General features: G+C 66.5%; 21 protein-coding genes and 1 pseudogene. 11 read left to right on the top strand and 11 right to left on the bottom strand.

Annotated elements, in window-relative coordinates; translation table 11 throughout:
• Window positions 1-26 precede the first annotated feature (26 nt).
• The 4 genes from PQI66_RS11715 to dnaA all read right to left on the bottom strand — a co-directional run bounded on the left by PQI66_RS11715 (window position 27) and on the right by dnaA (window position 5,100).
• Entirely contained in the window at window positions 27-497 is a 471-nt protein-coding gene (locus PQI66_RS11715; RefSeq protein ID WP_339998843.1) for a DciA family protein, read from the bottom strand.
• Window positions 498-585: 88 nt separating this feature from the next.
• On the bottom strand, window positions 586-1,743 hold the full coding sequence (gene recF, locus PQI66_RS11710; protein ID WP_339998500.1) for a DNA replication/repair protein RecF: 1,158 nt from the start codon (window positions 1,741-1,743) through the stop codon (window positions 586-588).
• A 4-nt stretch (window positions 1,744-1,747) separates the two neighbouring features.
• On the bottom strand, window positions 1,748-2,917 hold the full coding sequence (dnaN, locus tag PQI66_RS11705) for a DNA polymerase III subunit beta (protein ID WP_339998499.1): 1,170 nt from the start codon (window positions 2,915-2,917) through the stop codon (window positions 1,748-1,750).
• A gap of 638 nt (window positions 2,918-3,555) precedes the next feature.
• Window positions 3,556-5,100, bottom strand: coding sequence for a chromosomal replication initiator protein DnaA (gene dnaA / locus PQI66_RS11700; protein WP_339998497.1), 1,545 nt, complete (start codon window positions 5,098-5,100; stop codon window positions 3,556-3,558).
• 677 nt (window positions 5,101-5,777) lie between these two features.
• On the opposite strand from dnaA, the gene rpmH reads away from it, so the two are divergent.
• The 8 genes from rpmH (at window position 5,778) to PQI66_RS11660 (ending at window position 11,293) form a co-directional block, all read left to right on the top strand.
• The gene (gene rpmH / locus PQI66_RS11695; RefSeq protein ID WP_339998495.1) at window positions 5,778-5,921 is read left to right on the top strand and encodes a 50S ribosomal protein L34; all 144 of its coding nucleotides are present in this window, start codon (window positions 5,778-5,780) and stop codon (window positions 5,919-5,921) included.
• Window positions 5,922-5,943: 22 nt separating this feature from the next.
• On the top strand, window positions 5,944-6,294 hold the full coding sequence (rnpA, locus tag PQI66_RS11690; RefSeq protein WP_339998494.1) for a ribonuclease P protein component: 351 nt from the start codon (window positions 5,944-5,946) through the stop codon (window positions 6,292-6,294).
• Window positions 6,260-6,553 (top strand): membrane protein insertion efficiency factor YidD, encoded by a 294-nt coding sequence (gene yidD / locus PQI66_RS11685; RefSeq protein WP_339998492.1) that lies wholly within the window; start codon window positions 6,260-6,262, stop codon window positions 6,551-6,553. The genes rnpA and yidD overlap by 35 nt, the downstream gene beginning before the upstream one ends.
• Window positions 6,554-6,586: 33 nt before the next feature.
• Window positions 6,587-7,588 carry a membrane protein insertase YidC gene (gene yidC / locus PQI66_RS11680; protein WP_339998490.1) on the top strand — a complete coding sequence of 334 codons (1,002 nt, stop codon included), beginning with the start codon at window positions 6,587-6,589 and terminating at the stop codon, window positions 7,586-7,588.
• An 82-nt stretch (window positions 7,589-7,670) separates the two neighbouring features.
• Window positions 7,671-8,339: a 16S rRNA (guanine(527)-N(7))-methyltransferase RsmG gene (rsmG, locus tag PQI66_RS11675; protein ID WP_339998488.1), complete on the top strand. Its 669-nt coding sequence runs from the start codon at window positions 7,671-7,673 to the stop codon at window positions 8,337-8,339.
• A gap of 162 nt (window positions 8,340-8,501) precedes the next feature.
• Window positions 8,502-9,440, top strand: a complete 939-nt coding sequence (locus PQI66_RS11670; RefSeq protein ID WP_339998487.1) for a ParA family protein — start codon at window positions 8,502-8,504, stop codon at window positions 9,438-9,440.
• Complete coding sequence (locus PQI66_RS11665; protein ID WP_339998486.1) at window positions 9,440-10,474, top strand: ParB/RepB/Spo0J family partition protein; 1,035 nt, start codon at window positions 9,440-9,442, stop codon at window positions 10,472-10,474. Before PQI66_RS11670 ends, PQI66_RS11665 begins: the two co-directional genes overlap by 1 nt.
• Window positions 10,475-10,585: 111 nt before the next feature.
• Window positions 10,586-11,293, top strand: a complete 708-nt coding sequence (locus PQI66_RS11660; RefSeq protein WP_339998485.1) for a hypothetical protein — start codon at window positions 10,586-10,588, stop codon at window positions 11,291-11,293.
• Between the two features lie 74 nt (window positions 11,294-11,367).
• Here the strand turns inward: PQI66_RS11660 and PQI66_RS11655 are convergent, their stop codons facing one another.
• From PQI66_RS11655 to PQI66_RS11625, 7 genes and pseudogenes are all read right to left on the bottom strand, one after another.
• Window positions 11,368-12,558 (bottom strand): N-acetylmuramoyl-L-alanine amidase, encoded by a 1,191-nt coding sequence (locus PQI66_RS11655; RefSeq protein WP_339998484.1) that lies wholly within the window; start codon window positions 12,556-12,558, stop codon window positions 11,368-11,370.
• A gap of 48 nt (window positions 12,559-12,606) precedes the next feature.
• A complete protein-coding gene (trxA, locus tag PQI66_RS11650; protein ID WP_339998483.1) occupies window positions 12,607-12,936 on the bottom strand; it encodes a thioredoxin in 330 nt (109 codons plus the stop codon).
• Window positions 12,937-13,079: 143 nt separating this feature from the next.
• Window positions 13,080-14,015: a thioredoxin-disulfide reductase gene (gene trxB / locus PQI66_RS11645; protein WP_339998481.1), complete on the bottom strand. Its 936-nt coding sequence runs from the start codon at window positions 14,013-14,015 to the stop codon at window positions 13,080-13,082.
• The gene (locus PQI66_RS11640) at window positions 14,012-14,677 is read right to left on the bottom strand and encodes an RNA polymerase sigma factor (RefSeq protein ID WP_339998480.1); all 666 of its coding nucleotides are present in this window, start codon (window positions 14,675-14,677) and stop codon (window positions 14,012-14,014) included. Before PQI66_RS11640 ends, trxB begins: the two co-directional genes overlap by 4 nt.
• Window positions 14,678-14,879: 202 nt before the next feature.
• Window positions 14,880-18,356, bottom strand: a complete 3,477-nt coding sequence (gene murJ, locus PQI66_RS11635) for a murein biosynthesis integral membrane protein MurJ (RefSeq protein WP_339998479.1) — start codon at window positions 18,354-18,356, stop codon at window positions 14,880-14,882.
• 4 nt (window positions 18,357-18,360) lie between these two features.
• Window positions 18,361-20,742, bottom strand: a complete 2,382-nt coding sequence (locus PQI66_RS11630; protein WP_339998477.1) for a hypothetical protein — start codon at window positions 20,740-20,742, stop codon at window positions 18,361-18,363.
• Between the two features lie 29 nt (window positions 20,743-20,771).
• Window positions 20,772-21,269, bottom strand: a pseudogene (locus PQI66_RS11625) (NUDIX hydrolase); the annotation flags it as partial.
• Between the two features lie 184 nt (window positions 21,270-21,453).
• On the opposite strand from PQI66_RS11625, the gene PQI66_RS11620 reads away from it, so the two are divergent.
• Genes PQI66_RS11620 through PQI66_RS11610 form a run of 3 tightly spaced genes read left to right on the top strand, consistent with a single transcriptional unit; the run spans window position 21,454 to window position 24,012 of the window.
• Window positions 21,454-22,926, top strand: a complete 1,473-nt coding sequence (locus tag PQI66_RS11620; protein ID WP_339998842.1) for a CCA tRNA nucleotidyltransferase — start codon at window positions 21,454-21,456, stop codon at window positions 22,924-22,926.
• Window positions 22,923-23,675 carry an AzlC family ABC transporter permease gene (locus PQI66_RS11615; protein WP_339998476.1) on the top strand — a complete coding sequence of 251 codons (753 nt, stop codon included), beginning with the start codon at window positions 22,923-22,925 and terminating at the stop codon, window positions 23,673-23,675. The genes PQI66_RS11620 and PQI66_RS11615 overlap by 4 nt, the downstream gene beginning before the upstream one ends.
• Window positions 23,668-24,012 (top strand): branched-chain amino acid transporter permease, encoded by a 345-nt coding sequence (locus PQI66_RS11610; RefSeq protein WP_339998475.1) that lies wholly within the window; start codon window positions 23,668-23,670, stop codon window positions 24,010-24,012. The genes PQI66_RS11615 and PQI66_RS11610 overlap by 8 nt, the downstream gene beginning before the upstream one ends.

Raw genomic sequence — 24,012 nt, 5'->3', positions numbered from 1 at the left:
CCCCAGATTGTACCAGGTGAAAGGCCTCAGCCGTAGGTGTCGCGGGGGCCGCGTCCCTTCACGTGCAGGGGCCCGTGCCGCCAGCTGGGGGCCTTGGGTCCGTAGATCTTCAGTTCGGCGACCACGTCCGGCCCGATACGCTTCGCGATCGTCTTCAGGATCGTGCTCTGCATCAGCCGCAGGTTCGTCGCCCACGCCGTGGAATCGCTCTCGACATGCAACTGACGCTTCTTCTCGTTGTACATCACCACCCGGGTATGCCGGCCGATGTTCTCGCCGACGATCTCCGGCCACGCGCTCCGCAGTGACCCGGCGGCGAAGTTACGGCCCCAGCCGTTGCGCTTGATCTCCCGTTGCACCAGCTCACTGAACTGGCCGGGATCACGGTAGCTGCGGTCGAGCCGCCCGTCATAGCGGGTCTTCATCGTCCGGGGACGGCGCCCCTTCTTCCGCACGGGCCGGCCGGGCTTTCCCGCGGCTGCGCGAAGCATCTCCATGCGCTCGGCGACCGGATCGCGTCCCGGATCGGTTGCGGGGTCGGGGGCGGTTTCGGCACCGGGGTCGGGGCCGGCCCCGCTCCCTGCGTCACTCCCCGGGGTCACTGTCGAGCTCCGAGATTCTGCCGTCACCGGTGTCGCGGGCGGAGACGGTGTGCACGGCCGCCACCGTCCGCAGGTCGTCGGGGATGTCGTCGCCGACGGCGGCGGTGATCAGCACCTGTTCCGCATCGGAGGCGAGATCGACCAGGGCGCGGCGACGGGCACGGTCGAGCTCGGCGAAGACGTCGTCGAGAATGACCACCGGCTCCGTCCCGTCCGCGCGGTGCATGCGATGGGCCGCCAGACGCAGTGTCAGCGCGAACGACCAGGATTCACCGTGACTGGCGAATCCTTTCGCCGGCTGGGTCCCGAGCACCAGGGAGAGGTCGTCCCGGTGCGGCCCGGTCAGGGTGGTCCCCCGGTCGATCTCGGTGTCCCGACGCCGGGCGAAACTCTCGAGGAGGACGGCCTCGGCGACGTCGGGGGCCAGGAGCCGGGGATCACCCGGCGTACCGAGGTCGACACTGGTCGAGTAGCCGATCAGTGCGGGACGGGAGCCGGGTGCGAGTCGGGCGTAGGTCTCGCGCACATGGGGTTCCAGATCATGGACGAGTTGGGCACGCGCCGACATGATCTGCCCGCCAAGATGAGCCAGCCGGGCATCCCAGACATCGAGGGTGGCCAGCGCGTCCTCGTCCACGCCCTGGCGCAGCAGGGCATTGCGCTGCTTCAGCGCCTTGTCGTAGTCCGACCGGACCCCGGCCAGCCGTGGGTACCGTGCGATCATCGTCTGGTCCAGGAAGGCCCGGCGCTGTTCGGGCTCGCCGCGGACCAGGGCGAGGTCTTCCGGGGCGAACAGGGTGGTGCGGACGATGCCGGCGATTCCCCTCTGGTTCTTCACCTGTGTCCGGTTGACCGCCGCCTGGTTGGCTCCGCGCGCGTTGAGGACGAGATGGGCGGTCAACTCCCTCCCCTGGTTCACCGCGGTCGCCGACAGACGCGCCGAATCGCACCCCTCCCGGACGAGCGCCGCGTCGGAACTGACGCGGTGCGAACTCTGGTGGGCGAGGTAGCCGACGGCCTCGACGATATTGGTCTTGCCGTGTCCGTTCGGTCCGGTGAAGACGGTGACGCCGGGGCCGAGCTCGAGGTCGAGCTGCCGCCAGGACCGGAAGTCACCGAGATGGAGCGAGCGAATGTACATCCGGTCAGCCCGGCAGGCGGACAGGCATCAACAGGTAGGTGAAGGAGCTCTCCGGGGTGGGGAAGGTGCCGTCCGCGGAAACCTCGGGAAGCTCGTCGGGTTCCGGGACGAGGACGGCGGAACGGGAGGCCTGGTTGAATCCGAACACGACCCGGTCGGTGTGCACCGATCCGAGACCGTCCTTGAGGTAACCGGGGTGGAAGGCGATGACCAGCGGTTCACCGGCGAAAGCGCAGGGAAGCTGCTCCTTGGCGACACCGAGGTCACTGCCACCGGCGGACAGGGTGAGAGTCCCCTCCTCGAAGTCCATCTTCACCGGGGAGTTGCCGTCCGTGACCAGGGAGACACGTCGGATCGCGTCCAGCAGTGGAGCGATCTCGACACTGGCGAGGGAGGTGTGGGTCTTCGGGAACAGGGACCGGAACTTCGGGAAGTCGGAGTCGATCAGACGCGTCGTGGTCCGACGGTCCGCGGTGGAGATACCGAGGAGACGACCGCCATCCTGGTCGAGGGCGATCTCCACCGGCTCACCGGTGGAGTCGAGGGACCGTGCGGTTTCCGCGAGGGTCCTTGCCGGGATGAGAAGTTCCGCGGAGATGTCGGCCCGGGCAGGGACCCAGTCGAGGGTCCGCACAGCGAAACGGAAACGGTCGGTGGCCGCGAGGACGAGATGTTCTCCGTCGATCTCCATGCGGATACCGGTCAGCATCGGCAGTGTGTCGTCCCGGCTCGAGGCGATGGCGACCTGTCCGATGACCTCGGTGAAGAGGTGGGGGTCCAGGGATCCGGCGATCTGCGGGAAGTCCGGGAGCACCGGGTAGTCGTCGATGGTCATGGCGGGAAGTTCGAAGTGGGAGCTTCCGCAGTTGACCAGGACCTTGGTCCCGTCGTAGTCGATCCGGACCGGTTTGTCGGGAAGGGCTCCGATGATGTTGGAGGCCAGCCGTCCTGCGACGAGGACTTTGCCGGGGTCGGAGACGTCGGCGGAGACACGGACCTTCGTGGAGACTTCCCGGTCGAAGCCGGAGAGCTGGAGTCCGTCATCCGTGGCTTCGATGAGGACACCCCGGAGGATCGGTTGGGATGCCTTGCTCGGCAGCGTACGGGCGACCCAGGCCAGTGCCGAGGAAAAATCGTCCTTGGACACGGTGAAACTGACGGACTGATTGTCCACGCCTGAGGTCCTTTCGGTGAAGTTCGTGATTCTGCTCGTAACCCTAGCTGACACGGGTTCGGGACGGTACCGGGTCCGTCGTTGACGGACACCGTCCTCCGGTGCGGGCCGTGAGGGTTGTACACACCGGTTATTTCTTCTTTGGATTTTCCATGGATGACTCCGGTAGAAGCAGTAGGGGGTGTGCAGTCTGTGGATGGCGCCGGGACGCGGCCTTGCGGCGCAGGTCGGGCGGCTGGATGACGTTCTTGTAAGTTGTTCACAGTCGGTGGATGAATCTGTGGATAACTGTGGGCGATTGTGGATAACTTTCCCGGGTTGTGAGTTGTTCACAGTTGCTGCACCGGAACTCCCCGTACCCTGGCGAGTTATCCACAGACGTGACCTGGTCTTTTGCTCGTACCCCGTCGCTCTCGTCGAGTTCTGACCTGCGAAATGACAAGAGTGTAATTCATCCACAGGCAGGTGAGCGGACGGAGAACCAGCAGGTCGCGCAGCTTGGGGGGTCATGCCGAGATGCCAGAAAAGTGATGAAGGTCACTAAATGACAAGTCTGTAATTACACCGCTGTGGACAGGCCTGTGGAAACTGTGGATAACTCGATGACGTCGGAGGTCCTGAGCGCGCAGAGTTGTGCACTACTGTCGCGCGCGGGACTTGATCCGCTGCGTCAGCTCCTGGATCTGCTGGAAGGTCTTGCGGTCCTCCTGGATCGACTTACGGATCTTCCGCTCCGCGTACATCGCCGTGGTGTGGTCGCGTCCGCCGAAGACCTTGCCGATCTGGGGAAGCGACAGCTCGGTGAGCTCCCGGCAGAGGTACATCGCGAACTGGCGTGCGGTGACCAACCGGCGGACCTTCCCCTTGCCCACCATCTCCTCCACCGTGACGTCGAAGTAACCGGTGATCACCTCGATGATGATCTGCGGTGTGATCTCGACGTCCTTCGGGTCGGGCATGATGTCCCGCAGCGCGATCTCGGCGGCCTGGCGCGTCACAGGTTCCTTGCTGAGTGAGCAGTAGGCGGTGACGCGGATCATCGCGCCCTCGAGCTCACGGATCGAGGTCTCGTACCGGCTCGCGATGAGTTCCAGGACGTCATCGGGCAGGTAGGTCCCCTCCATCTGCGCCTTCTTCGAGAGAATCGCCATGCGGGTCTCCAGGTCGGGCGTCTGCACGTCGGTGATCAACCCGCCCTCGAACCGCGTACGCAGGCGGTCCTCCAGCGTGGTCAGTTGCTTCGGGGGACGGTCGGAGGACAGCACGATCTGCCGGTGGTTCTGCTGCAGGGCGTTGAAGGTGTGGAAGAACTCCTCCTGCGTGCTCTCTTTCCCCTGCAGGAACTGGATGTCGTCGACGATGAGCATGTCGAGGTTGCGGTAGTGACGCTTGAACTGCTCACCGCGCCCGTCCCGGAGAGCGTTGACGAACTCGTTGGTCATCTCCTCGCTCGAGATGTACCTGACCTTCATTCCCTGCCGTAGCTCGCGGGCGTAGTGGCCGATCGCGTGGAGCAGGTGTGTCTTGCCGAGACCGGACTCGCCCCAGATGAACAGGGGGTTGTACGCGTAGGCCGGCTTCTCGGCGACCGCCCGGCAGGCGGCGTTGGCGAACTGGTTCGACGACCCGGTGACGAAGGTGTCGAAGGTGTACTGCGGGTTCAGCCGGTTCTCGGTGTCTTCCGCCGTGACTTTCCGGGGTTGCTCGGCCACGGAGTCTGACCTGGGCTGGTCGATCCGAGTCTGGTCGATCCGCGGCGGCTCGGCACGGGTCGTCGTCGATGCGCGGTGCTGGTAGGACGCTCCGGTGAGGTCCTCCCAGTGCTGGCGCTGCCGCTCCGGGGTTCCTTCGGCGACAGGTTCCGCCACCGGCGGGGCCTGGGCCTCAACCTCGGGGGCTGTCTCATCGACACTGATCGACAGGCTGTTGACGGGAGATCCCAGTTCCTCCCCCAGCAGGTCGCAGATCAGTCCGGAGAGGTTGTTCTCGGTTTCGGTCCTCGCCCATTTCGATGGAGCCTTGAGGACGGCAATGTTGTCGACGGCGATCACCGGTGTGAGTTGGCGCAGCAGACTGCGCGACCGGGAGCTGAGACGGGGGAACTCCGCGGAGTCCTCGTCGGCGTTGATCCACCTGTCGAGAAGTGAGGCCCAGACTTCCTTGAAGTCCACAGCATCGGGCATATCGGGCACCTTTCGGCGGGTGGGTCGGGGACAGTGCGGCACCGGATGTTCATTCGCAGGAATCTGACGTTCATGTGCACAACACCGGATGGTCGTTGGCCTGCGTATCCACAACGCTGTCCACAGCTGTGGATAACTTCGGTGCGGTAGTTGTCAACAGGGTACTGCAGTGTTGTGGACAACCTCAACATCGGACTGAATATCCGTCTGACCTGCGCATACTACAGGTAAATCTGAAGTTGAGGGTTCGGGGGTGGATAGAGTTGTCCACAGGGCTGCGGTGTGAACTGGGAATTTTTCCGGCGACCTGCGAGTTCTTCTGTGGATAACCATGTGTGTCTTGCGTCCGGCGGTGAAGTGTGCGTTCCTGTCCGTTTCCGAGCGTGACCTGCACCGGATCGGGTTGAGAATGACACGCCTGTTATTGGGGGAGATTTTGATCTGCGGGTGTGAGCACGTAGGCTCGTAAGCGTCTTCGAGTGTCACTGCACCTGGTTTCCGGTGTCTCTGACTCTCACCCCCGTCATCGAACGGATGGAGGGCCCGGGATCATGATGATCCTGACCGGTTCTCCGACCCACCTGACCGCAGTCGCGGTGGATGGGCCGGTGCTGGTCCGCCGAGAGGCGGCCGGTGCCGGTCGGCCGCGGCACTGAACAACATAAGGAGTGAGTACCGTGGCCAAGGGCAAGCGTACTTTCCAGCCCAACAACCGTCGTCGTTCGCGTAAGCACGGCTTCCGCGCACGGATGAGCACCCGCGCCGGACGCGCCATCGTGTCGGCACGTCGTCGCAAGGGCCGTGACAGCGTCAGCGCCTAACGCGCGACGCACCCACACCACCGTGCTTGCCCCCGAACACCGGCTCCGGTCATCCTCACTCTTCAGTGAGACTGTCCGGAGGGGTCGGAAGAAGGGGGCTCGCACGGTGGTTGTCTATGTGCACGGTCAGACGGACACCGTCGTTTCCGGGGGGCCTCGGATGGGGCTGGTGGTGTCCAAGGCGGTGGGCAATGCCGTGACCCGGCATGCCGTCTCCCGGAAGTTGCGGCATGTCACCGCCGGACTTCTCGACGAGTTCCCCCTGGAGCCGTGGCACAACATCGTGATCCGGGCTCTCCCCGCCTCAGGGCAGGCAACCTCTTCGGAGTTGGAATCCGATGTGCGACGTGCGCTCCGCCGACTCACCGACTGACCCGTGGGACGTGTCCCGGGGTCGGGCGCGTGTACTGCGTCGGATGGTTCGTGGTTACCAGAACCATCTTTCACCCCTTAAACTAGGACCGTCCTGCCGTTTTGAGCCGTCGTGCAGCGCGTACTCCCTGATAGCCTTTTCCCGTCATGGCGTGGTGAGAGGCTTTCTCCTCAGTGTTGCCCGCCTCGCCAAGTGCGGTCCCTGGCATCCCGGCGGCTGGGACCCGGTCCCCCCGGTCCGGCGCCGGAGGCGCAGATGACCGTCCGTTAACAACAAGGAGATTCCTCCAGCAGTGTTTGACTTCATCTACTACCCCATCTCGGCGGTGTTGTGGTTCTGGCACAAAGTCTTCGGCTTTGTCCTGGGGCCAGACTCCGGCCTTTCCTGGGCCCTGGCGATCATCTTCCTGGTCGTCACGATCCGTGGCCTCCTCGTCCGCCCCACCATCAAGCAACTGCGCTCCAGTCGGAAGATGCAGGAGATGCAGCCCCGGATGCAGGAGATCCGGAAGAAGTACGCCAAGGATCAGCAGACCCAGGCAATGGAGATGCGCAAACTCCAGAAGGAGATGGGCGTCAACCCGCTGGCCAGTTGCCTGCCGATGCTGGTGCAGATCCCGATCTTCCTTGGTCTGTTCCACGTTCTCCGCTCGTTCAACCGCACCGGTACGGGAACCGGACAGCTCGGGATGTCGATCGAGGAAACCAGGAATACTCCGAACTACTTCTTCGGCGTCGACGAGGTGCAGTCCTTCCTCGACGCCCGATTGTTCGGCACCCCGCTGTCGGCGTTCATCACGATGGACAAGGACTCCTACCGTGCGTTCGCCGCTGACGGTTCGGTGGATTTCCAGCAGTGGAATATCGTCATCATCGTCCTGCCGCTGATGCTCATCGCGTCGGTGCTCATGCACTTCAACGCACGCATGTCGATGGACCGCCAGAAGAAGCGTCAGGCCGCGCAGCCGAAGAAGAAGAATGCGACGGCGCAGGAAGACATGATGCAGAACCAGATGATGATGATGCAGAAGCTCATGGTCTGGGTCATGCCCGTCTTCATGTTCGCCGGTGGTTTCCTCTGGCAGGTCGGCCTGGCCGTCTACATGTGCGCCAACACTTCCTGGATGTTCGTGCAGCAGGTCCTGGTGTTCCGGAAGATGGACCGCGAGGAAGAGGCGGAGAAGGCGGCCAAGATCGAGGCCAAGCGCTCCACGGCACCGAAGCCCGGGGCGAAGCCGAAGAACCAGAAAAGCCAGAAGAACGACAAGAACGACAAGAAGCAGGACGGTAAGTAGTCCTTCCCTGCCGTGACCCCGCTCCCCTGAGGGAGCGGGGTCTTCTGTATTTCCGCGTCCGGATCATCGCTACACTGGGAGCGTGAGCCAGTCAGAAGAGCACCTCTCGTCCCAGGAAAACCCGTCCCCTCCCCCGGAGGCCGCCACGGTCTTCGGGGACCGTGAAAGCGTCGCTGTGGCGTACGCGGAGTGGCTCAGGGACGCAGGCGTCGTCCGGGGGCTCATCGGCCCCAGAGAGGTCGGTCGGCTCTGGGAGCGGCATATCCTCAACAGTGCCGTGCTCGGCGAAGTCATCGACGAAGGCGCCCGCGTGGTCGACATCGGCTCCGGTGCGGGGCTTCCGGGCATTCCCCTGGCGATCGCCCGTCCCGACCTTCATGTCCAGCTGGTTGAACCACTGCTGCGCCGGGTGACGTTCCTCAACGAGGTCGTGGCGGACCTGGGTCTGCGCAATGTCGATGTCCTCCGTGGCCGCGCCGAAGAGAAGGAGATCCGCAAGGCTGTCGGAGGTGCAGACGTCGTCACCTCGCGGGCGGTCGCGCCCGTCGGCCGACTGATGGGCTGGTCCCTGCCTCTGGCCCGCGTGGGAGGCCACGTGAAGGCCCTGAAAGGGTCGTCCGCAGGTGAAGAACTGGTGCGGGATGCACGGGACCTCCAGCGGGCCGGAGGCTCGGCCGGCACGGTGCTGGAGGTCGGTGGTGCAGTGCTGGAGCAGCCCACTTTCGTGGTCGATGTCGAACGCCTACGCTGAATGACAACGCTGTCATTTCGCACGACGGTTTCACGTGAAACTCTCGTTGTTCGGTGCTCTCGTGGGGACTAGGCTATTCATGGAAGAGCACGCGGCACGGAGACTGTTTCACGTGAAACGATCTTGCACTGCACCACACACCCTGTCACGTAAAGGACGTTCATGATTCCTCCCGAGTGGGATGACACACCCATCGCCGATGCCGCCCGGCGAGCTGCTCGTATACAGAATCCCGAACGCCTGTCGCTACCGCGGCCGCCGAGGACCCGGCGGATCACCATCGCGAATCAGAAGGGCGGGGTCGGTAAGACGACGTCGGCGGTCAATCTCGCATGGGCTCTCGCGCTGCACGGCTTGAAAGTGCTCGTGGTCGATCTCGATCCGCAGGGAAACTCTTCCACGGCATGCGGCGCCGAGCACAGGATCGGGACACCGTCGAGCTATGAACTGCTCATCGGGGAAAAGGCTCCCGCAGAGGTCATTCAGTCGAATCCCGAGAACGAGAACCTCTTCTGTATTCCGGCCACGATCGATCTGGCTGGTGCAGAGATCGAACTGGTGTCGATGGTGCGGCGTGAGTACAGACTGTGTGATGCACTGAGTCCCTCCTACCTGGAACGCGAAGGATTCGACTATGTCTTCATTGACTGTCCGCCCTCGTTGGGACTGTTGACCATCAATGCGATGAACACCGCCACCGAGGTGCTCATCCCTATCCAGTGCGAGTACTACGCGCTGGAGGGTGTCGGCCAGTTGCTCAACAACATCTCGATGATTCGGGAACATCTCAACCCGGAACTGCACGTCTCTTCGGTCCTGTTGACCATGTACGATGCCCGCACCAAACTCTCCGAACAGGTTGCCGGCGAGGTCCGCAGTCACTTCGGAAGCGCGGTTCTGGAGAACCAGATCCCCCGGAGTGTCAAGGTGTCGGAAGCCCCGGGATACGGAAAGACGGTACTGCAGTACGATGCCGGATCCCGTGGTGCTCTGGCTTATTTCGACGCCGCGGTCGAGTTCGCGAAACGCGGCGACTACCTCCCCCTCCCCGAGACCGCCCCGATCGGTGTGGCGCCTGAACTCAGGACAGGAAGCAACTGATGTCAGACAAGAGTAAGCCGGCCCTCCCCCAACTTCCGCAGACCGAGACTCAGCGCGGAGGACTCGGACGCGGACTCGCCGCACTGATTCCGACGAGTCCGTCGAAACCGAGACTTGGTGCGGGGGCCGCCGACGTGATTCTCGGGCCCGCCGGACAACGTCACAGTGACGTTACTCCCGCAGGGGTACGTGAGGGTGCGACACCGGACAGTCAGGCCGATACCGACATTGGTGCCACGTACCGTGAACTCCCTCTCGGTGCCATCCAACGCAACCGGAAGAACCCGCGGGAGACGTTCGACGAGGAACCGCTCAACGAGCTCGTTCACTCGATCAAGGAGTTCGGGCTCCTGCAACCCGTGGTCGTACGCCCCCTCGGTGCCTCCACCTATGAACTGATCATGGGTGAGCGCCGGCTCCGTGCCTCGAAGGTGGCCGGCCTTGACGTGATCCCAGCGATCGTCAGAGAGACTGACGACCAGGACATGCTCCGGGATGCTCTGCTGGAGAACATCCACCGGGTGCAGCTCAATCCATTGGAAGAAGCGAACGCCTACCAGCAGTTGCTGGAGGAGTTCGATGTCACCCAGGCTGAGCTGGCACGACGGCTGGGACGGTCCCGACCGCTGATCACGAACATGATCCGGTTGCTGCAGCTCCCGGTGGGCGCACAACGCAAGGTCGCCGCCGGCGTCCTCAGTGCCGGGCATGCCCGGGCGTTGCTCGGTGTCAAGGCCGGCGCGGAAGCGCAGGACCGGCTCGCCGACCGGATTATCGCTGAAGGCCTCAGCGTCCGGGCCACCGAAGAAGCCGTCGTCCTGTTGAACCGTGGCGACGAGCAGCCGGCACGTGCGGCCCGGACTTCTCGTGAGCAGCCTGAGGCGGTCTCCCAGTGGGCGACCTCGGCGGCAGATGCCCTCGATACCCGGGTGACAGTGCAGATGGGTGCGAAGAAGGGGAAGATCGTCGTCGAGTTCGGTGACGAGGACGATTTCGAACGCATCACTGATCTGCTGAAGTTGCCGCGGGACTAGTGAGCGGTCACGGTTTCACGTGAAACTGTGACCTGCACGCCGAATTCTCCGGACAAGCGACGTCTCCCCTGGCGGACGGGTAAACTCGACCTCCGACAAAGGAGGCGATCGGTGGAGATCAGGTACAGCGCGCTGCATCACGACAGTGGTGATGTGGTGGCGCCTACCGCGGGCGCGGACATGTTCTGGGAGCTGAACCCGTCGGTGACCAGCGCGGATCCGTCCTTCGACAAGCAGATGTGGATCCATTCGGTTCTCTACCGATGGGGGACCTGCGGCTACACCGCGTTCGTGGGGACCGGCGACCAGGGCAGCGGTGAGCGGCCCGCAGCGACGGCGTTCTTCGCTCCCCCGGCCTATTTCCCCGGGTCACAGGCAATGCCGTCCGGCCCGGTGTCCGGAGACGCCATCCAGATCTCCACCGTCTTCGTGGAGCAGCCGTACATGGGCCTCTACCTGGAGCACAGTCTGATCGACACTATCCTGACCGAGGCGGAACGCCGCGGCGTGGCCGCGGTGGAAGCCTACGGTCGCAATGACGCCGACGGCTCACCGGCCGGGTACATCCCCGAGGGCTACCACGGGTGGGAGGAACGACCTGGTCAGCCGGGTGCGGACCTCGAGGCGGCTCCGGTCCTGTCAGCGGACATTCTTGAACAACAGGGCTTCAGCATCGTAGGAAAGCATCCCCGCTTCCCCCGCTACCGGAAGAAGCTGGCGGAGGGTTCGTCGCTGTTCAGCAACTATGCGGCAGACGCCCACGAACTACTGAACAACCGGGTCCCGCTCAGCACGGTGCTCGGCGGCCAGTGGGCCTGAACGACCTCCGTCCCCACGACACTTCCCCTCCCCTGCCCCGATGCCGCATCCGGGTCCGGCGCACGTCAGGGGACTCAGGCGAGCTTCTCCGCTTCGAGAACGTCAGAGAAGCGGTAGGTCCCCGTCGGGGCGGTGTCAGCGTCCAGCAGGTAGAGCCTCTTCACCGCGACGACTAGGGACTCTGCGATGGTGTCCCGGTTGTCCGGGTCGGTGAGAACGGCGACGTCGTCGTCATTCGTCAGGTAACCCGCCACGAACTGGACGGCCGGCATCTTTGTCATCCGCAGCAGGTCCCACGTGCGTCGGTGGCTGCGGCAGTTCGTCAGCGGCGTCCTGGTGGTCACTTCGCGCTGGATGAACCCGGAGAGCTTCTCCCCTGTCAGCGACGACGAGCCGATCTCCGATCCGAAGTAGAACGATGCCGCGCCGTTTGCGAGGTTGTTCGGGTAGACGTCAGCACGCAGGGAGATCATCAGGTCGGCACCGAAGGCGTTCGCCAGCGCCGCCCGGTCGAGACTGGACGGGTTGTCGCTCCTGGGCCGCGACAGGATGGTCTCCATCCCTGCGGCGATCATGCGCCCTTCGGTACGGGTGGCGAGGTCCCAGAGGATCTCTTCCTCGGTGATGGTGCCGTACGGTCCGGTCACGGTCCGACCCAGGACGTCGCCCCCCAGTCCTGGGTCGATGACGACACGCTTGCCGGTGAGCTGAGGCCCAGCGGCCCTGATCTGCTCTTTCTCGCGGATGGCCTGGGGTGAACCACCGGTGATCCGGCGTCCGAGGTAGCTCAGGGCCCGCAGCGTCACAGGGCCGCAGGTGCCGTCGTTGGTCAGACCGTAGTTGAGCTGGTACTTCCGTACGGCGTCATGGGTCTGGGGGCCGAACTGCCCGTCCACTCGGTCGGTGTAGAAGCCGAGGTCGTGGAGTTGCGCCTGGAGTTCGGCGACGTCGTCGCCGACGAAGAAGTGTCCCGGAGGTTGGAGGGACAGAACCCGGGCCCCGAGGGTGTAGGAGGCCTCCCGGAGAGCACGCAGCGTGCCGTCGGTGATGTGCCCGTCGGCGATGATGCCGCGCCCCTGCTGGAAGGCCCGCAGGGCGATGTCGAGGTCGGCGTCGAAGAGTTCGTCTTCAGGGGACCAGCGCTGACCCGCGTCCCCGGCGGTGTCGCCGGTGAAGCCGTCGATGAAACCGAGCCGGGCGAGGGTGCCGCGAACCTCGGCGACACGCGGGCTCCTGTCGCCCAACTTGAGTGAGTTACGGTGCACGTTGTCCTCTCGTTTCCGTCACAGGTCGTTGATGGTCAGGGGAAGAGATCACGCGGACGTGAGGGAATCGAGTGCGGCGGAGAGATCGGCCTCGGACTGCCGCCCGTGGAGCTCCACCATCTTCTTGCCGCCCTGGAACACGACCAGTGCGGGGATGGACATGATCTGGAACATCGCGGCGAGACCGCGTTCCTCCTCCACGTTGACCTTGGCGACGGTCACGGACCCGTCGTAGGAGGCGGCGATGTTGTCCAGCGCCGGCTCCATCTGGAGGCAGGGCTGACACCACCCGGCCCAGAAATCCACCAGGACGGGCGTGTCCGACTCGATCACGGTGCTGCGGAACGTGTCCTGGGTGACGGTCACGGGTTCGGACATAGGTGAGATCTCCTGAGGGTGATGGGAGCTAGAGCGTGCACACCACAATACCCGCGGGAGTAGAAGCACGGAAACATGCGTTGAACAGTCACGGAGCGGTCACGGTTGGGTCACGTTCCGGACAAGCCCGACACCGGGGACGCTCAGAGAGCGGCCAGATAACCTTCAGCGTCCAACGCTGCGCGGCAGCCGGACCCGGCCGCGGTGATGGCCTGCTGGTAATGGGAGTCCACCAGGTCACCGGCGGCGAAGACACCCGGGACGGAGGTCCTCGTGGACGGCTCGTCGACCTTCACGTACCCGTTGTCCTGGAGTGCGACCTGGCCGTCGAACACCGCGGTGCGGGGGTCGTGACCGATGGCCACGAACATCGCGTCCATCGGGATCTCACGGGTCTCACCGGTGACCGTGTCCTCGAGCTTCAGCGCCTGGACGGTGCCGTCGCCGACGACCTCGGTGACCCGGGAGTTCATGACCATGTCGATCTTCGGGTTGTTGCGTGCCCGCTCCTCCATGATGGCCGAGGCGCGGAACTCGTCACGACGGTGGATGATGGTCACGCGGTCACCGAACTTCGTCAGGAAGTCAGCCTCCTCCATGGCCGAGTCACCGCCACCGATCACGGCGATCTGCTTCTCCTTGAAGAAGAAGCCGTCGCAGGTCGCGCAGGCGGAGACACCGTGCCCCAGCAGGGCCTCTTCCCCGGGGACTCCCAGGTAGCGGGGCTCCGCGCCGGTGGCGAGGATGACGGTGCGGGCGTGGAACTCCTCGTCGTCGGTGAAGACCTTCTTCACCTCTCCGTCCAGTTCGACGCGTACGACGTCCTCCATGCGCAGGTCCGCCCCGAAGCGCTCGGCCTGGTTGCGCATGTCGTCCATCAGAGCCGGTCCCATGATGGACTGCGGGAACCCGGGGAAGTTCTCGACCTCGGTGGTCTGCATCAACAGACCACCGAAGTCCATGCCCTCGAACACCAGGGGCTTGAGTTCCGCGCGGGCGGCGTAGATGGCGGCGGTGTAGCCGGCGGGGCCGGAACCGATGATGACGACGTCGTGCACAGACGGGGTGGAATCACTCATGACGACGATTCTAGCGACGTGGCGGACACCGCAGGTGCCACCCCGGCCTCGGCGAGCCGGTCCCGCAGGTGGCGGTGGGCCCGTGCCCGGCGGGACTTCACCGTCCCGGTGGGAATACCCAGGTGGGTTGCGGTGTCCCGCAGCGACCAGTCCTGCATGTCGGTGAGCACGATCACGTCGCGCAGGCCGGGGTGAAGTTGGCTGACCGCCTCGTGGAGCATGATGCGGTGGACGGTCCTGCCGGCGTCGACCGACCGGTCGTCGGGAATGCTGCGCAGCCGCTCCCCCAGCTCCACGGCACGGGTGAGCTCGTCGTTACGACGTCGGCTGTCGCGCAGGTGTGTCAGCGCGGTGTTCCGCATGATGGTGTGCAGCCAGGAGGCCGCGGAGCCGGTACCGCGGAAGGTCCCCGCCGTGCGGTGGATCTTCAGCAGCCCGTCCTGCAGGACGTCCGGCCGGTCCTCGACGGGAACACCGGCCTGGTGCAGCGCCCAGCCCAGTAGTCCGGAATGGCGGCCCATCAGTGTGGTGAATGAGGTGGTGCATCCGGTGAGGTGCCGGCGCAGCAGTTCGGCGTCGGTCGGTGTCCTCGTTACTCCCGGTGCCCCTGTTGCCCCCGGTGCGGGTGCCGCGGGCGTGGTCGAGATGGCTGACATGGTCATGAATTCCCCCAATGGAATGTGTCCCCTGCTCCCCTCCGTCCCCGTGGAGGAAAGCGCTGTGCACAACCTTAGCCTGTCGCGGCGGCCCGCGGTGGGCCTGTGGACAACTTTCTCCACCGCCCGACGTATCGCGAAGTACTGTGCCGTATCCAGAAAACTGGATACGGCACAGTACTTCGGTCGATTCAGGCGACCCCGGGGATCACTCCCGCACGCCGTGCACCGTGACCTCCCCCACCGAGGCGGCCTCCGGCATCGGCAGCTCCGTGATCCACAGCAGTACCCGGTCACCGGCAGGTGCGGAGCCACCGTCGGGGCCGGTGAGGGTCAGCGTCCCTTCGGACGCGGTCTCCGCGTCCAGCAGTTCCGTCTGGTCCACCGCAGTCACGTCCCCCGACCCGGTGCGCAGCTCGATCCGGGTCCCCTCCGGCACACCCTCCAGGTCCACCGAGGTCACCGAGGCCGACCCGTCCAGGGACAGCAGCAGGCCTACCCCCGGTTTCAGGGACGACGGCCCGTCACCCAGCTGGTCGACGTACTGCGCCGAGCTCCATGTGGTCGCGGCGTCGCCGTCAATGACCAGCGGCGCGTCCTCCGGGTTGTCCAGGGTTCCGGTGCCACTCTCCGCCGGCGCCCACTCCGTAGCGTCCGCGACACCGACGACCTCCGGTTCAGCGGCCGCCTCGGCGGTGGTGGACTGTCCGCCCCGGATCGAGTCCGTGGTCACCGGTGAGTCGCGGCGGTCACCGCCGAAGTACGCCACGACGACCACGATCAACGCGACGATGAGGAACAGGCCACCGATCGTCACCGTCGCCGACAGTGCGGTGCGTCCCGGCTTCTCCGGTGCGGCGCCGAAACCGGCACGCTGCTCCGGGTTCGGTGCCACGTCGGCACTGGTCACCAGGTCGGCGTCCGGCGACTCGGATGTCGTGGCCGCCCGCAGCCGGGACGCCAACTGCCGTGCGTCGACACCGTCGACCTGCTTGGCGTCGGCGAGGATCTCCCGCAGCTGTGCCGGGATCCGCTCCGACGGCACGGAACTCAGCAGCATGTCCAGGGACACCGCGACCGCGTGGACGTCCTGGCGGTACGACCCGCCCGGCAGGACCCCGGGGAAGGCGAGCACGGCGCGTCCCTCGGAGCTGATCCGCAGCCGGTTGCGGTGGTCGATGCCCAGCGAACCGCCGAGGTCGGCGACGTCCGCCGCCGCGTCCGCCAGATCGGCCATGGCGTAGCCGGCGGCCAGCGGGTCCGGCCCGGACTCCGCCACGCGGGTCAGCGGGGCCCCGTCGGTCCAGTCGGCGACGACGACCACCAGCGTGCGGGCGTTGCAGATTTCCCGCACCCGGGCGACACCCGGCGACGGCACCTTCGCCAGGGTGGCGCTGCGCTCCAGCAGTTCGTTCGAACTGGCCCCGGCGACCTGTGGGTCGAGGATCGTGAGGGCCACCAGGTCCCCGGACTCGTTGTCGCGGGCCTGCCACAGCCGGGCCGCCGGTGAGCCGCCGTGGTCGGACAACAGCCGGAACCGACCCTGCAGGATCGGGGCGCCGGGCACCAGACGCGGGCCGCGCACACGCCCGGCGGACAACGGCGGCATCGCCGGGCCCGCGACGTCCTGGCCGGTGATGCCCGCCATGCCGGCGATCGGCATCTCGGTGATGCGTGCCGCGGGACGCCCCTGCTCGTCCTCGGGGACGGCGCCGGCGAAGAACCGTCCGACGACGGGCAGCCGGGCCAGCGTCGCGCCGACGGTCATGACCTCCGGCAGCTTCGAGCGCGACATGATCAGCATGACGATCGCCAGGAAGATCACGCCGGCGATCATCATGCGGAGAAGGTAACCGAACATGAAGCCGTCCGGAATGAGGAAGCGGTCCACGAGTGCGTCCAGCCGCCAGACGATCAGGGCGGCGACGGCGGAGGCGCCGGCGGCCCACAGTGAGGTCGTGAGCACGCTGCGCATGCCCAGATGCCCCAGCGAGCGTTTCAGCAGACGGTGGCCGATGATGGCACCGGCCACGAACCCTATGCCGTTGGCCGCGCCCAGCAGGACGACCACCAGGCGGGGCTCGCTGGCGACGTGCGGTGCGACGTACGCCAGTGCGACCTTGGTGACCGTGATGCCGGCGATGATGAACGTCGGCGTCCACACTTCCTCGCGGGCGTAGAACACGCGCAGGTGCAGCAGCACGATCGCGTAGGGGATCAGCGTGAAGGCGGAGAAGCTGATCGTCCAGCCCAGGATATTCGCGTTGTCGAGGGAGTAGCTCCCGTAGGCGAACAGCGCCGGGGCGATGAGGGTGCCGAAGGCGGTGAAGAAGGCGATGACAGGCACCAGGGCCAGCATCGTCAGCTTGGTCGCCATCGTCAGATCCTTGACCACGGCCTTGTCGTCGCCGTCGGCGGCGTTACGGGACAGCCGCGGCATCACCGCGGTCAGCAGGGTCACACCGATCACGCCGTAGGGCACCTGCAGCAGTTGCCAGGCCTGGGTGTAGAACGTCGGGGCGCCGGAGTCGGCGGCGGAGGCGATGCGGTTGTTGAGGATCCAGCCGAGCTGGGAGATCGCCACGTAGACGACGATGGCCAGCGCCATGCCGCCGAACTGCTTGAGGCGGTCGTCCAGCCCCCACAACGGCCGGATGTCGACGCCGGCCTTCCGCAGGTACGGCACCATGATCAGGGCCTGCACGACGACGCCGAGGGTGGTGCCCAGACCCAGCAGCATGATGTGCGGGTCCGTGATCGACACGACGTCGTCCTTGCCGAGCTTCGTGTCATTCGGCAGCAGGAAGTAGATCCCCAGGACACCGAGGGTCACCACGTTGTTGACCACCGGAGCCCACGCACCCGGCTTGAAGACGCCCTTGGTGTTCAGCACCGCCATCATCACGGCGAACATCGCGTAGAACACGATCTGCGGCAGCACCAGGTAGGCGAAGGCGGTGGACATGCCGATGTTGACCTGGCCGTTGGAATCCAACGAGACCGTGGTCAGGAACGGTGCGGCGGCGACCGCGACCACCGTGACCGTGATCATCAGGGTGAAGGTCAACGTCATCAGGCGTCTGATGAACGCGGCGCCGCGGTCCGGATCCTCCTTCTCCGCGCGGACCAGCAACGGCACCACGAGGCTGGTGAGCACCGCGCCGAGCACCAGTTCGGTGATGAGGTTCGGCAGCGTGTTCGCCGTGTTGAAGGCACTGGCGACCCCCACGCCGAGCGCAGAACCGATCGCCACGGTGCGCAGGAAGCCGGTGATGCGGCTCAGCAGGGTGGCGATCGCCATCGAGCCGGTCGCACTGACGACGTCGGTGTCCGACGCCGTCGTCGCTGAGGAGCCCGAGGCGGCCCCGTCGCCGTCTCCGGTGTCGGTGACGGTCGCGCCGGAGGAACCACCGGACTTCGACGACTTCGACGCTGCCGCGGTCGCCTTCGTCAGCCGGGGGTCCGTCGCCGCCCGCTCGGCGGGCGACATGTTCAGCTTCGAGTGGTCGGCCCCGGAATCGGTGCCGCCGGTGGATTCACCGGTGTCGGACCCGCTCGATCCGGTGGGTCGGGACGACCGGGCCGGTCGGGAGGGTGCAGCTTTCGCCGGCGGGGTGGCGGCGCGGAACCGCCCCCGTTCGCCGGGATGTGCGGCGTCGCCGGAGTCTTCTCGAGAATCAGTCACCGTTCTATCTTCGTGCACTCCCCCGGCGGTTCGCTAACTGTCGTCGTCTTTTCGCCACCCGGATCAGGGCGAGCAGGCCGAAGACGACGGCCGCACCGACGCCCACCCAGACCGCGCCGTTGCCGGGACCGGACGCCATACGGATCGTCACCGGATCAGAGATCCGCATGTCATCCGGTGTTTCCAGGTACATCGTCAGGTCGGTCTCGCGGATGTCGGCCGGGAAGGTCGTCGTCATCTGCAGGGTCACGCTGCCTTGTGCGGGAATCTGTTGCATCCCGGGCGTGTTGAGGGTGACCCCGTCGTCGGATTCGTACTCGACGTTGACGCGCACCGGCAGGGGCAGACCGTTCCGTGCCACGACGATCAGTGGCGAGGAGTCACTCGTCCGGGTGAACACACTTCCGGGCGGCAGCAGGGACACCGACTCACGCAGTTCGTGGATCAGCGCCCGCACACTCCCCCGGCGCTGGGTGGCACGGTCCCCGGCGGTGGTGTCCTCGGCGATGCGGCGACGGTTGTCCGTCAGCGACCGCAGCAGGTCGTCGACCATGGGCCGGGTGAAGATCTCCGGGGTGAGGGCGACATTGTCGTTGTCGACCATGATCCTGGTGACGTTGTGCACGTCCTCGGCCAGTGCCCGGCCCTGTGCGACCTCGTCCTCCCCCACCGGTGCGGGGTCGGACGCCGGCTCCTGCACGGTGCCGTCGGACGCCACCCCGCGCAGCGCGGCACCGAAGGCGACGGCCCGGGCCGAGCCGTCCTCCAGTCGACCGGTGACCGCCTCAAGCCAGGTCGCGGCGTCGTCCCCGTCCACGGTCCATTCGGCCGGGGGAACGGCGATGACGTTGCCGGTGTCGCGGAGCTCCAGGTCCAGGACGCCGACCGCCGCCGCCATACGCTCGGCGGTGCTGTCGTCGTCGAGGTCGCGTCGCGACGTCGGCGCGCTGTAGGCCGCCGTCGTGGGGGCCTCGCCGGTCGCGGCGAGCGCTGAGCCCAACGCGGCGGGGAACCGCAGCGCACGCGTCCCGCCCGGCAGGGTGACGACGCCTGCGTCTGAGGTTGCGTCCGGGCCGTCATTCGTGCCGTCAGTCGCACTGTCAGTCGTGGTCACCGTGTCATCCGCCACGAGTACGGTCGTCGGTGTCTCCCGCTCTGCGGCGGCGAACCGCTGTACCGAGGCCTCGGAGACGTACCCGGACCCCGGGACGACCACGCCGTCGGCCGGGTCGGTGTCGAGGATGTCGCGGATCGTCTCCGCACCGCGCTCCGAGAGGTCGGCGACGCGGGAGTCACCGACCCCGGTGACCGCGTCGACGTCAGCCCCGGCGAAGGGCAACGGGACGGTGCACTGTCCGTCGACGGTCGCGCGCAGGTCGTCGAGCCAGGAGGCGGCGTCGGCCGCACCCGTCCCCTCGACGGAGTCGTCACCGGAACGGTTGCTGGTCCAGCGGTCCCGCAACCGCACCGGATCCTCCACCGGGCTGGGGGCCTCACCGACCCGGTAGCCCGCACTCATCCGCGACACGGTCTCCAGGAGGTCGGGGTCGACGGCGATGCACGTCGCCTCCCGCAGGTCGTCCGATTCCGCAGCCGCCGACCGGTAGGCCGACAGCAGTGTACTCAGGCGTCCCTCCGGCTGCAGCTCCTCCGCCAGTGACTCGTCCGGAAGGTACAGCTCATTGGGCTCAGGGGCGTCGCCGACCTGGCCGGCGCCGGCGGTGGCGCTCGACGACAGGGGCCACAGCATCGTCATCCCCGTCGGGCGGTCGGTGTCGGCGATCTCGTCTGTGTCGTCGGTGTCGCCTGACCCTGTGACCGTGACCGTCGACCGCGTCGCGGCCACGAAGGACGTACCCGTCCCCCCCAGGTCGGCATTGAGGTTCAGCAGCAACGGGTACACGCCGGGGCCGTCCAGTCCCAGCCCGCTGAGACTGCCGGCGCGCCCGTCCACCGGTACGGTCAGCCGGAACTGACGCTCCTCACCGGGCCCCAGTGTGCCGTCGAGCTGCTGGAACGGGCCGACCCACGGGTACTCCCCCTGGTTCGACATCAACGACGTCGCCACACCGTCCGGCTCCTCCACCGAATTCTGGTGCTGGGTGCGCAGCTGCAGACCACTCAACTCCTGGTCCGAGGAATTCGTCACCCGGATCCGCAGGTCCAGGGCACCGCTTTCGGTGACCGTGGCGGGCTGCTGCCCCAGGATCTCCAGCGCCACACCGCTGTCCGGGTCCGCCGACCTCGCCTCCGGATTCGCCCAGAGCGCCTCGCCCGGGCCACCGTCCTGCGCCGTGGCGACCGGTACGACCGGCGTCAGCGCCACCCCCACCGCCGCCACGGCGACGCAGGCCAGCGGCCGGACCGGCAGCGTCAACCGTGACAATCGCGACGACCGCGACAACCTCCGCACCTCTACCGCGGGGTACGTCGCCCGGCCTTCGCCTCCGCGCGGGCGAGGTCGGGCAACCGGTCGTGGGCCTGCCGGGCGAGTTTGCGCTCGTCAGCGTAGGCGAGGCGCTCGACGAGGTTGCTCACCGGCAGCCACGCCACCTCGGTGACCTCAGGATCCTCGTCATTGAGGTCGCCGTCGACGTAGCGCAGCAGATGGTGGTGCACCGTCTTGTGGATACGGCGGCCCTCCGAGACGAACCAGTAGTCGATCGTCCCGAGATCGCTGACGACCTCCCCGCTGACACCGGTCTCCTCCCACACCTCACGCTCAGCGGTGGTGTGGTGGGACTCGTCCGGCTCGATGTGCCCCTTCGGAATTGACCACAGCAGGCGGCCCCGACGGTCCAGCCGGCCGATGAGGGCGACGTACATCCGCGACAGGTCCACCGAACCGTCCCCCCGGACGGCCTCGGCGAGTCCGGACAGCACGAGGCCGCCGGCGCTGGTCTCCACCGAGGTCGGCAGTTCACTGTGGTCACGCTGCTGAACGGAGCGTGCCGGAGACCGGCGCTGGTCCGGCCGTGAGGAGCTCCCGTTGGAGCGGCGACGCCGTTGGTTCATGGGGAACAAGGGTAGTGCCTGCGGCACGGTTTGTGGGAACTGTAAAATCCGGGGGGTGACGGGACGGCAGACGCAGGAGAAGATGGACGCGGCGACGATGCTCGCCACCGCATGGTCGGCGGTGCAGGACGACGACAGGACCGGCCGGACGCTCACCGCGCTGGCGGAGGCGTTCGCCGCCCGTGGCCACCGGCTCTACCTCGTCGGCGGATCAGTCCGCGACGCCCTGCTCGGCAGGCTCGGCCGGCCCGGTGCCGACTTCGACCTCGACTTCACCACCGACGCCCGTCCCGACGTCGTCAGCGAGGTCCTCGACGACGTCGCCGAGACCGTCTGGGACACCGGCATCGAGTTCGGCACGGTCTCCGCCATGTTCCACGGACTCATCGTGGAGATCACCACCTTCCGCGCCGACTCCTACGACGGGGCGTCGCGCAACCCCGAGGTCACCTTCGGCGACACGCTGGACGGCGACCTGGTGCGCCGCGACTTCCGCTGCAACGCCATCGCCCTGGAACTCTCCGGTGACGGGGCGCACGAACTGCGCGACCCGCTGAACGGGTTGGACGACCTCGTCGCCGGTGTGCTCGACACCCCGGCAGCCCCGGAGCAGTCCTTCCACGACGATCCCCTGCGTATGCTCCGCGCGTGCCGGTTCGCCTCCCAGCTGGGATTCACCGTGGCCGACCGGGTGCGCACCGCGATGACGGAGATGTCCGGCCAGATCACCCGCATCACCGCCGAGCGCGTCGCCGCGGAGCTGAACAAGCTCATGCTCGGTGCCGAGCCCTGGACCGGGCTGGACATGATGGTGGAGACCGGGCTGGCCGACCACGTCCTGCCCGAGCTGCCCGCACTGAAGCTGACCCAGGACGAGCACCGTCAGCACAAGGACGTCTACGCCCACTCCCTGCAGGTCCTGCGTAATGCCACGGAGCTGGAGGGGCGGATGGGAGACGCCTCGGAGGTCTCGGATGCCGACCGGCTCGTCCTGCGCTGGGCCGCGCTGCTGCACGACATCGGCAAACCGGACACCCGCGACTTCACCGAGTCCGGGGCCGTGACCTTCCACCACCACGAGGTCGTCGGTGCGCGCATGGCACGCCGACGGCTCAAGGCGCTGAAGTACCCGAAACGCCAGATCCAGGACATCGGCCAGTTGGTGTTCCTGCACATGCGCTTCCACGGGTACGGCGAGGGCGCGTGGACGGACTCGGCGGTGCGGCGGTACGTCGCCGACGCCGGGGAGCTCCTCCCCCAGCTGCAGGTCATCGTGCGTGCGGACTGCACGACCCGCAACAAGCGCAAGGCCGGTCGGCTGGCGCGGGCGGTCGAGGACCTCGACACCCGCATCGTCGAACTCAAGGAGCAGGAGGACCTCGACGCCGTCCGCCCCGACCTCGACGGCAACGAGATCATGACCATCCTCGACCTGCCGCCCGGACCCGCCGTCGGCAAGGCGTGGGCGTTCCTCAAGGAACTGCGCCTCGACCGTGGCCCCATGGACCGCGACGAGGCGATCGCGGAACTGAAGCGCTGGTGGGACAACCAGTGAGTCCTGCCGCATCCGCGGAGTTCAGGAAAGGCATCCAGGACAGCTGGACCGTGGCATTGGGGCTGATCCCCCTGGGCCTGGCTTTCGGACTCCTGGTCACCCAGACCGGTTTCGCGTGGTGGTGGACGCCGGTGTTCAGCATCGTGCTCTACGCCGGATCCATGGAGTTCCTGGCGATCACACTGGTCACCGGTGGTGTCGCACCTCTGTCCGCTGTGCTGTACGGGTTCCTGGTGAACTTCCGTCACGTGTTCTACGGGTTGAGCTACCCGGTGGAGGCGGTGCGCTCTCCGGCGGCGAAGGCCTACGGCATCTACTCGTTGACGGACGAGACCTACGCGATCCTGTCCACGAAGCGTCGGTCGGTGTGGACCCAGCCGCGGGTGATGGCGGTGCAGATGTTCTGCCAGTCCGCCTGGGTGGTCTTCGGCGTCGTCGGGGCGCTGGTCGGCTCGGCACTGCCGCTGGATCTGGTGGGCCTGGACTTCGCCCTGACCGCCCTGTTCGTGGTGTTGGCGATCGAGGCGTTGGACGTCAGCCGGGACGTGTGGCTGCCCGTGGTGGCTGTCGCGGGGGGATTCGTGGGCTACCTGGTGAGTCGCGAGCAGATGCTGCTCATCGGACTGTCGCTGTACTTCGTGTACCTGGTGGCGCGGTTCCTGTGGACGCGGCGGTCACGACAGTCGCGGCATTCGCGGCACGCGCAGCACCCGCAGCACCCGCAGGGGAAGGGGGCCGGCGATGAGTAGCGGCCTGCCCGCAGGGGTCGACCTGACCAACACCCTGCTGATCCTCGGCGGGGTCGGCCTGGTGACCCTGCTGCTGCGCGCCCTGCCGTTCGCGGCGATGCGCTACTTCCGCGAGTCGGCCCTGGTCGCGTGGCTGGGGATCGCCATGCCCGCCGGTGTGATGACGGTGCTGGTGATGTACACCCTGGTCAACTCCACGGAGAATCCCGGCGGTATCGGCGCGGCCGTGATCGCTGTGGTGGCGACCGCTGCACTGCACCTGTGGCGACGTTCGGCCACGATGTCGATCCTGTTCGGCACGGTGGTCTACATGGTGCTGGTGAACCTGGTGTTCTGA

It is taken from the genome of Corynebacterium sp. USCH3 (assembly GCF_037619475.1).
Lineage (GTDB): Bacteria > Actinomycetota > Actinomycetes > Mycobacteriales > Mycobacteriaceae > Corynebacterium.
Note: the sequence above shows the minus strand (reverse complement) of the source record. Positions and strands in the feature narration are given on the sequence as shown.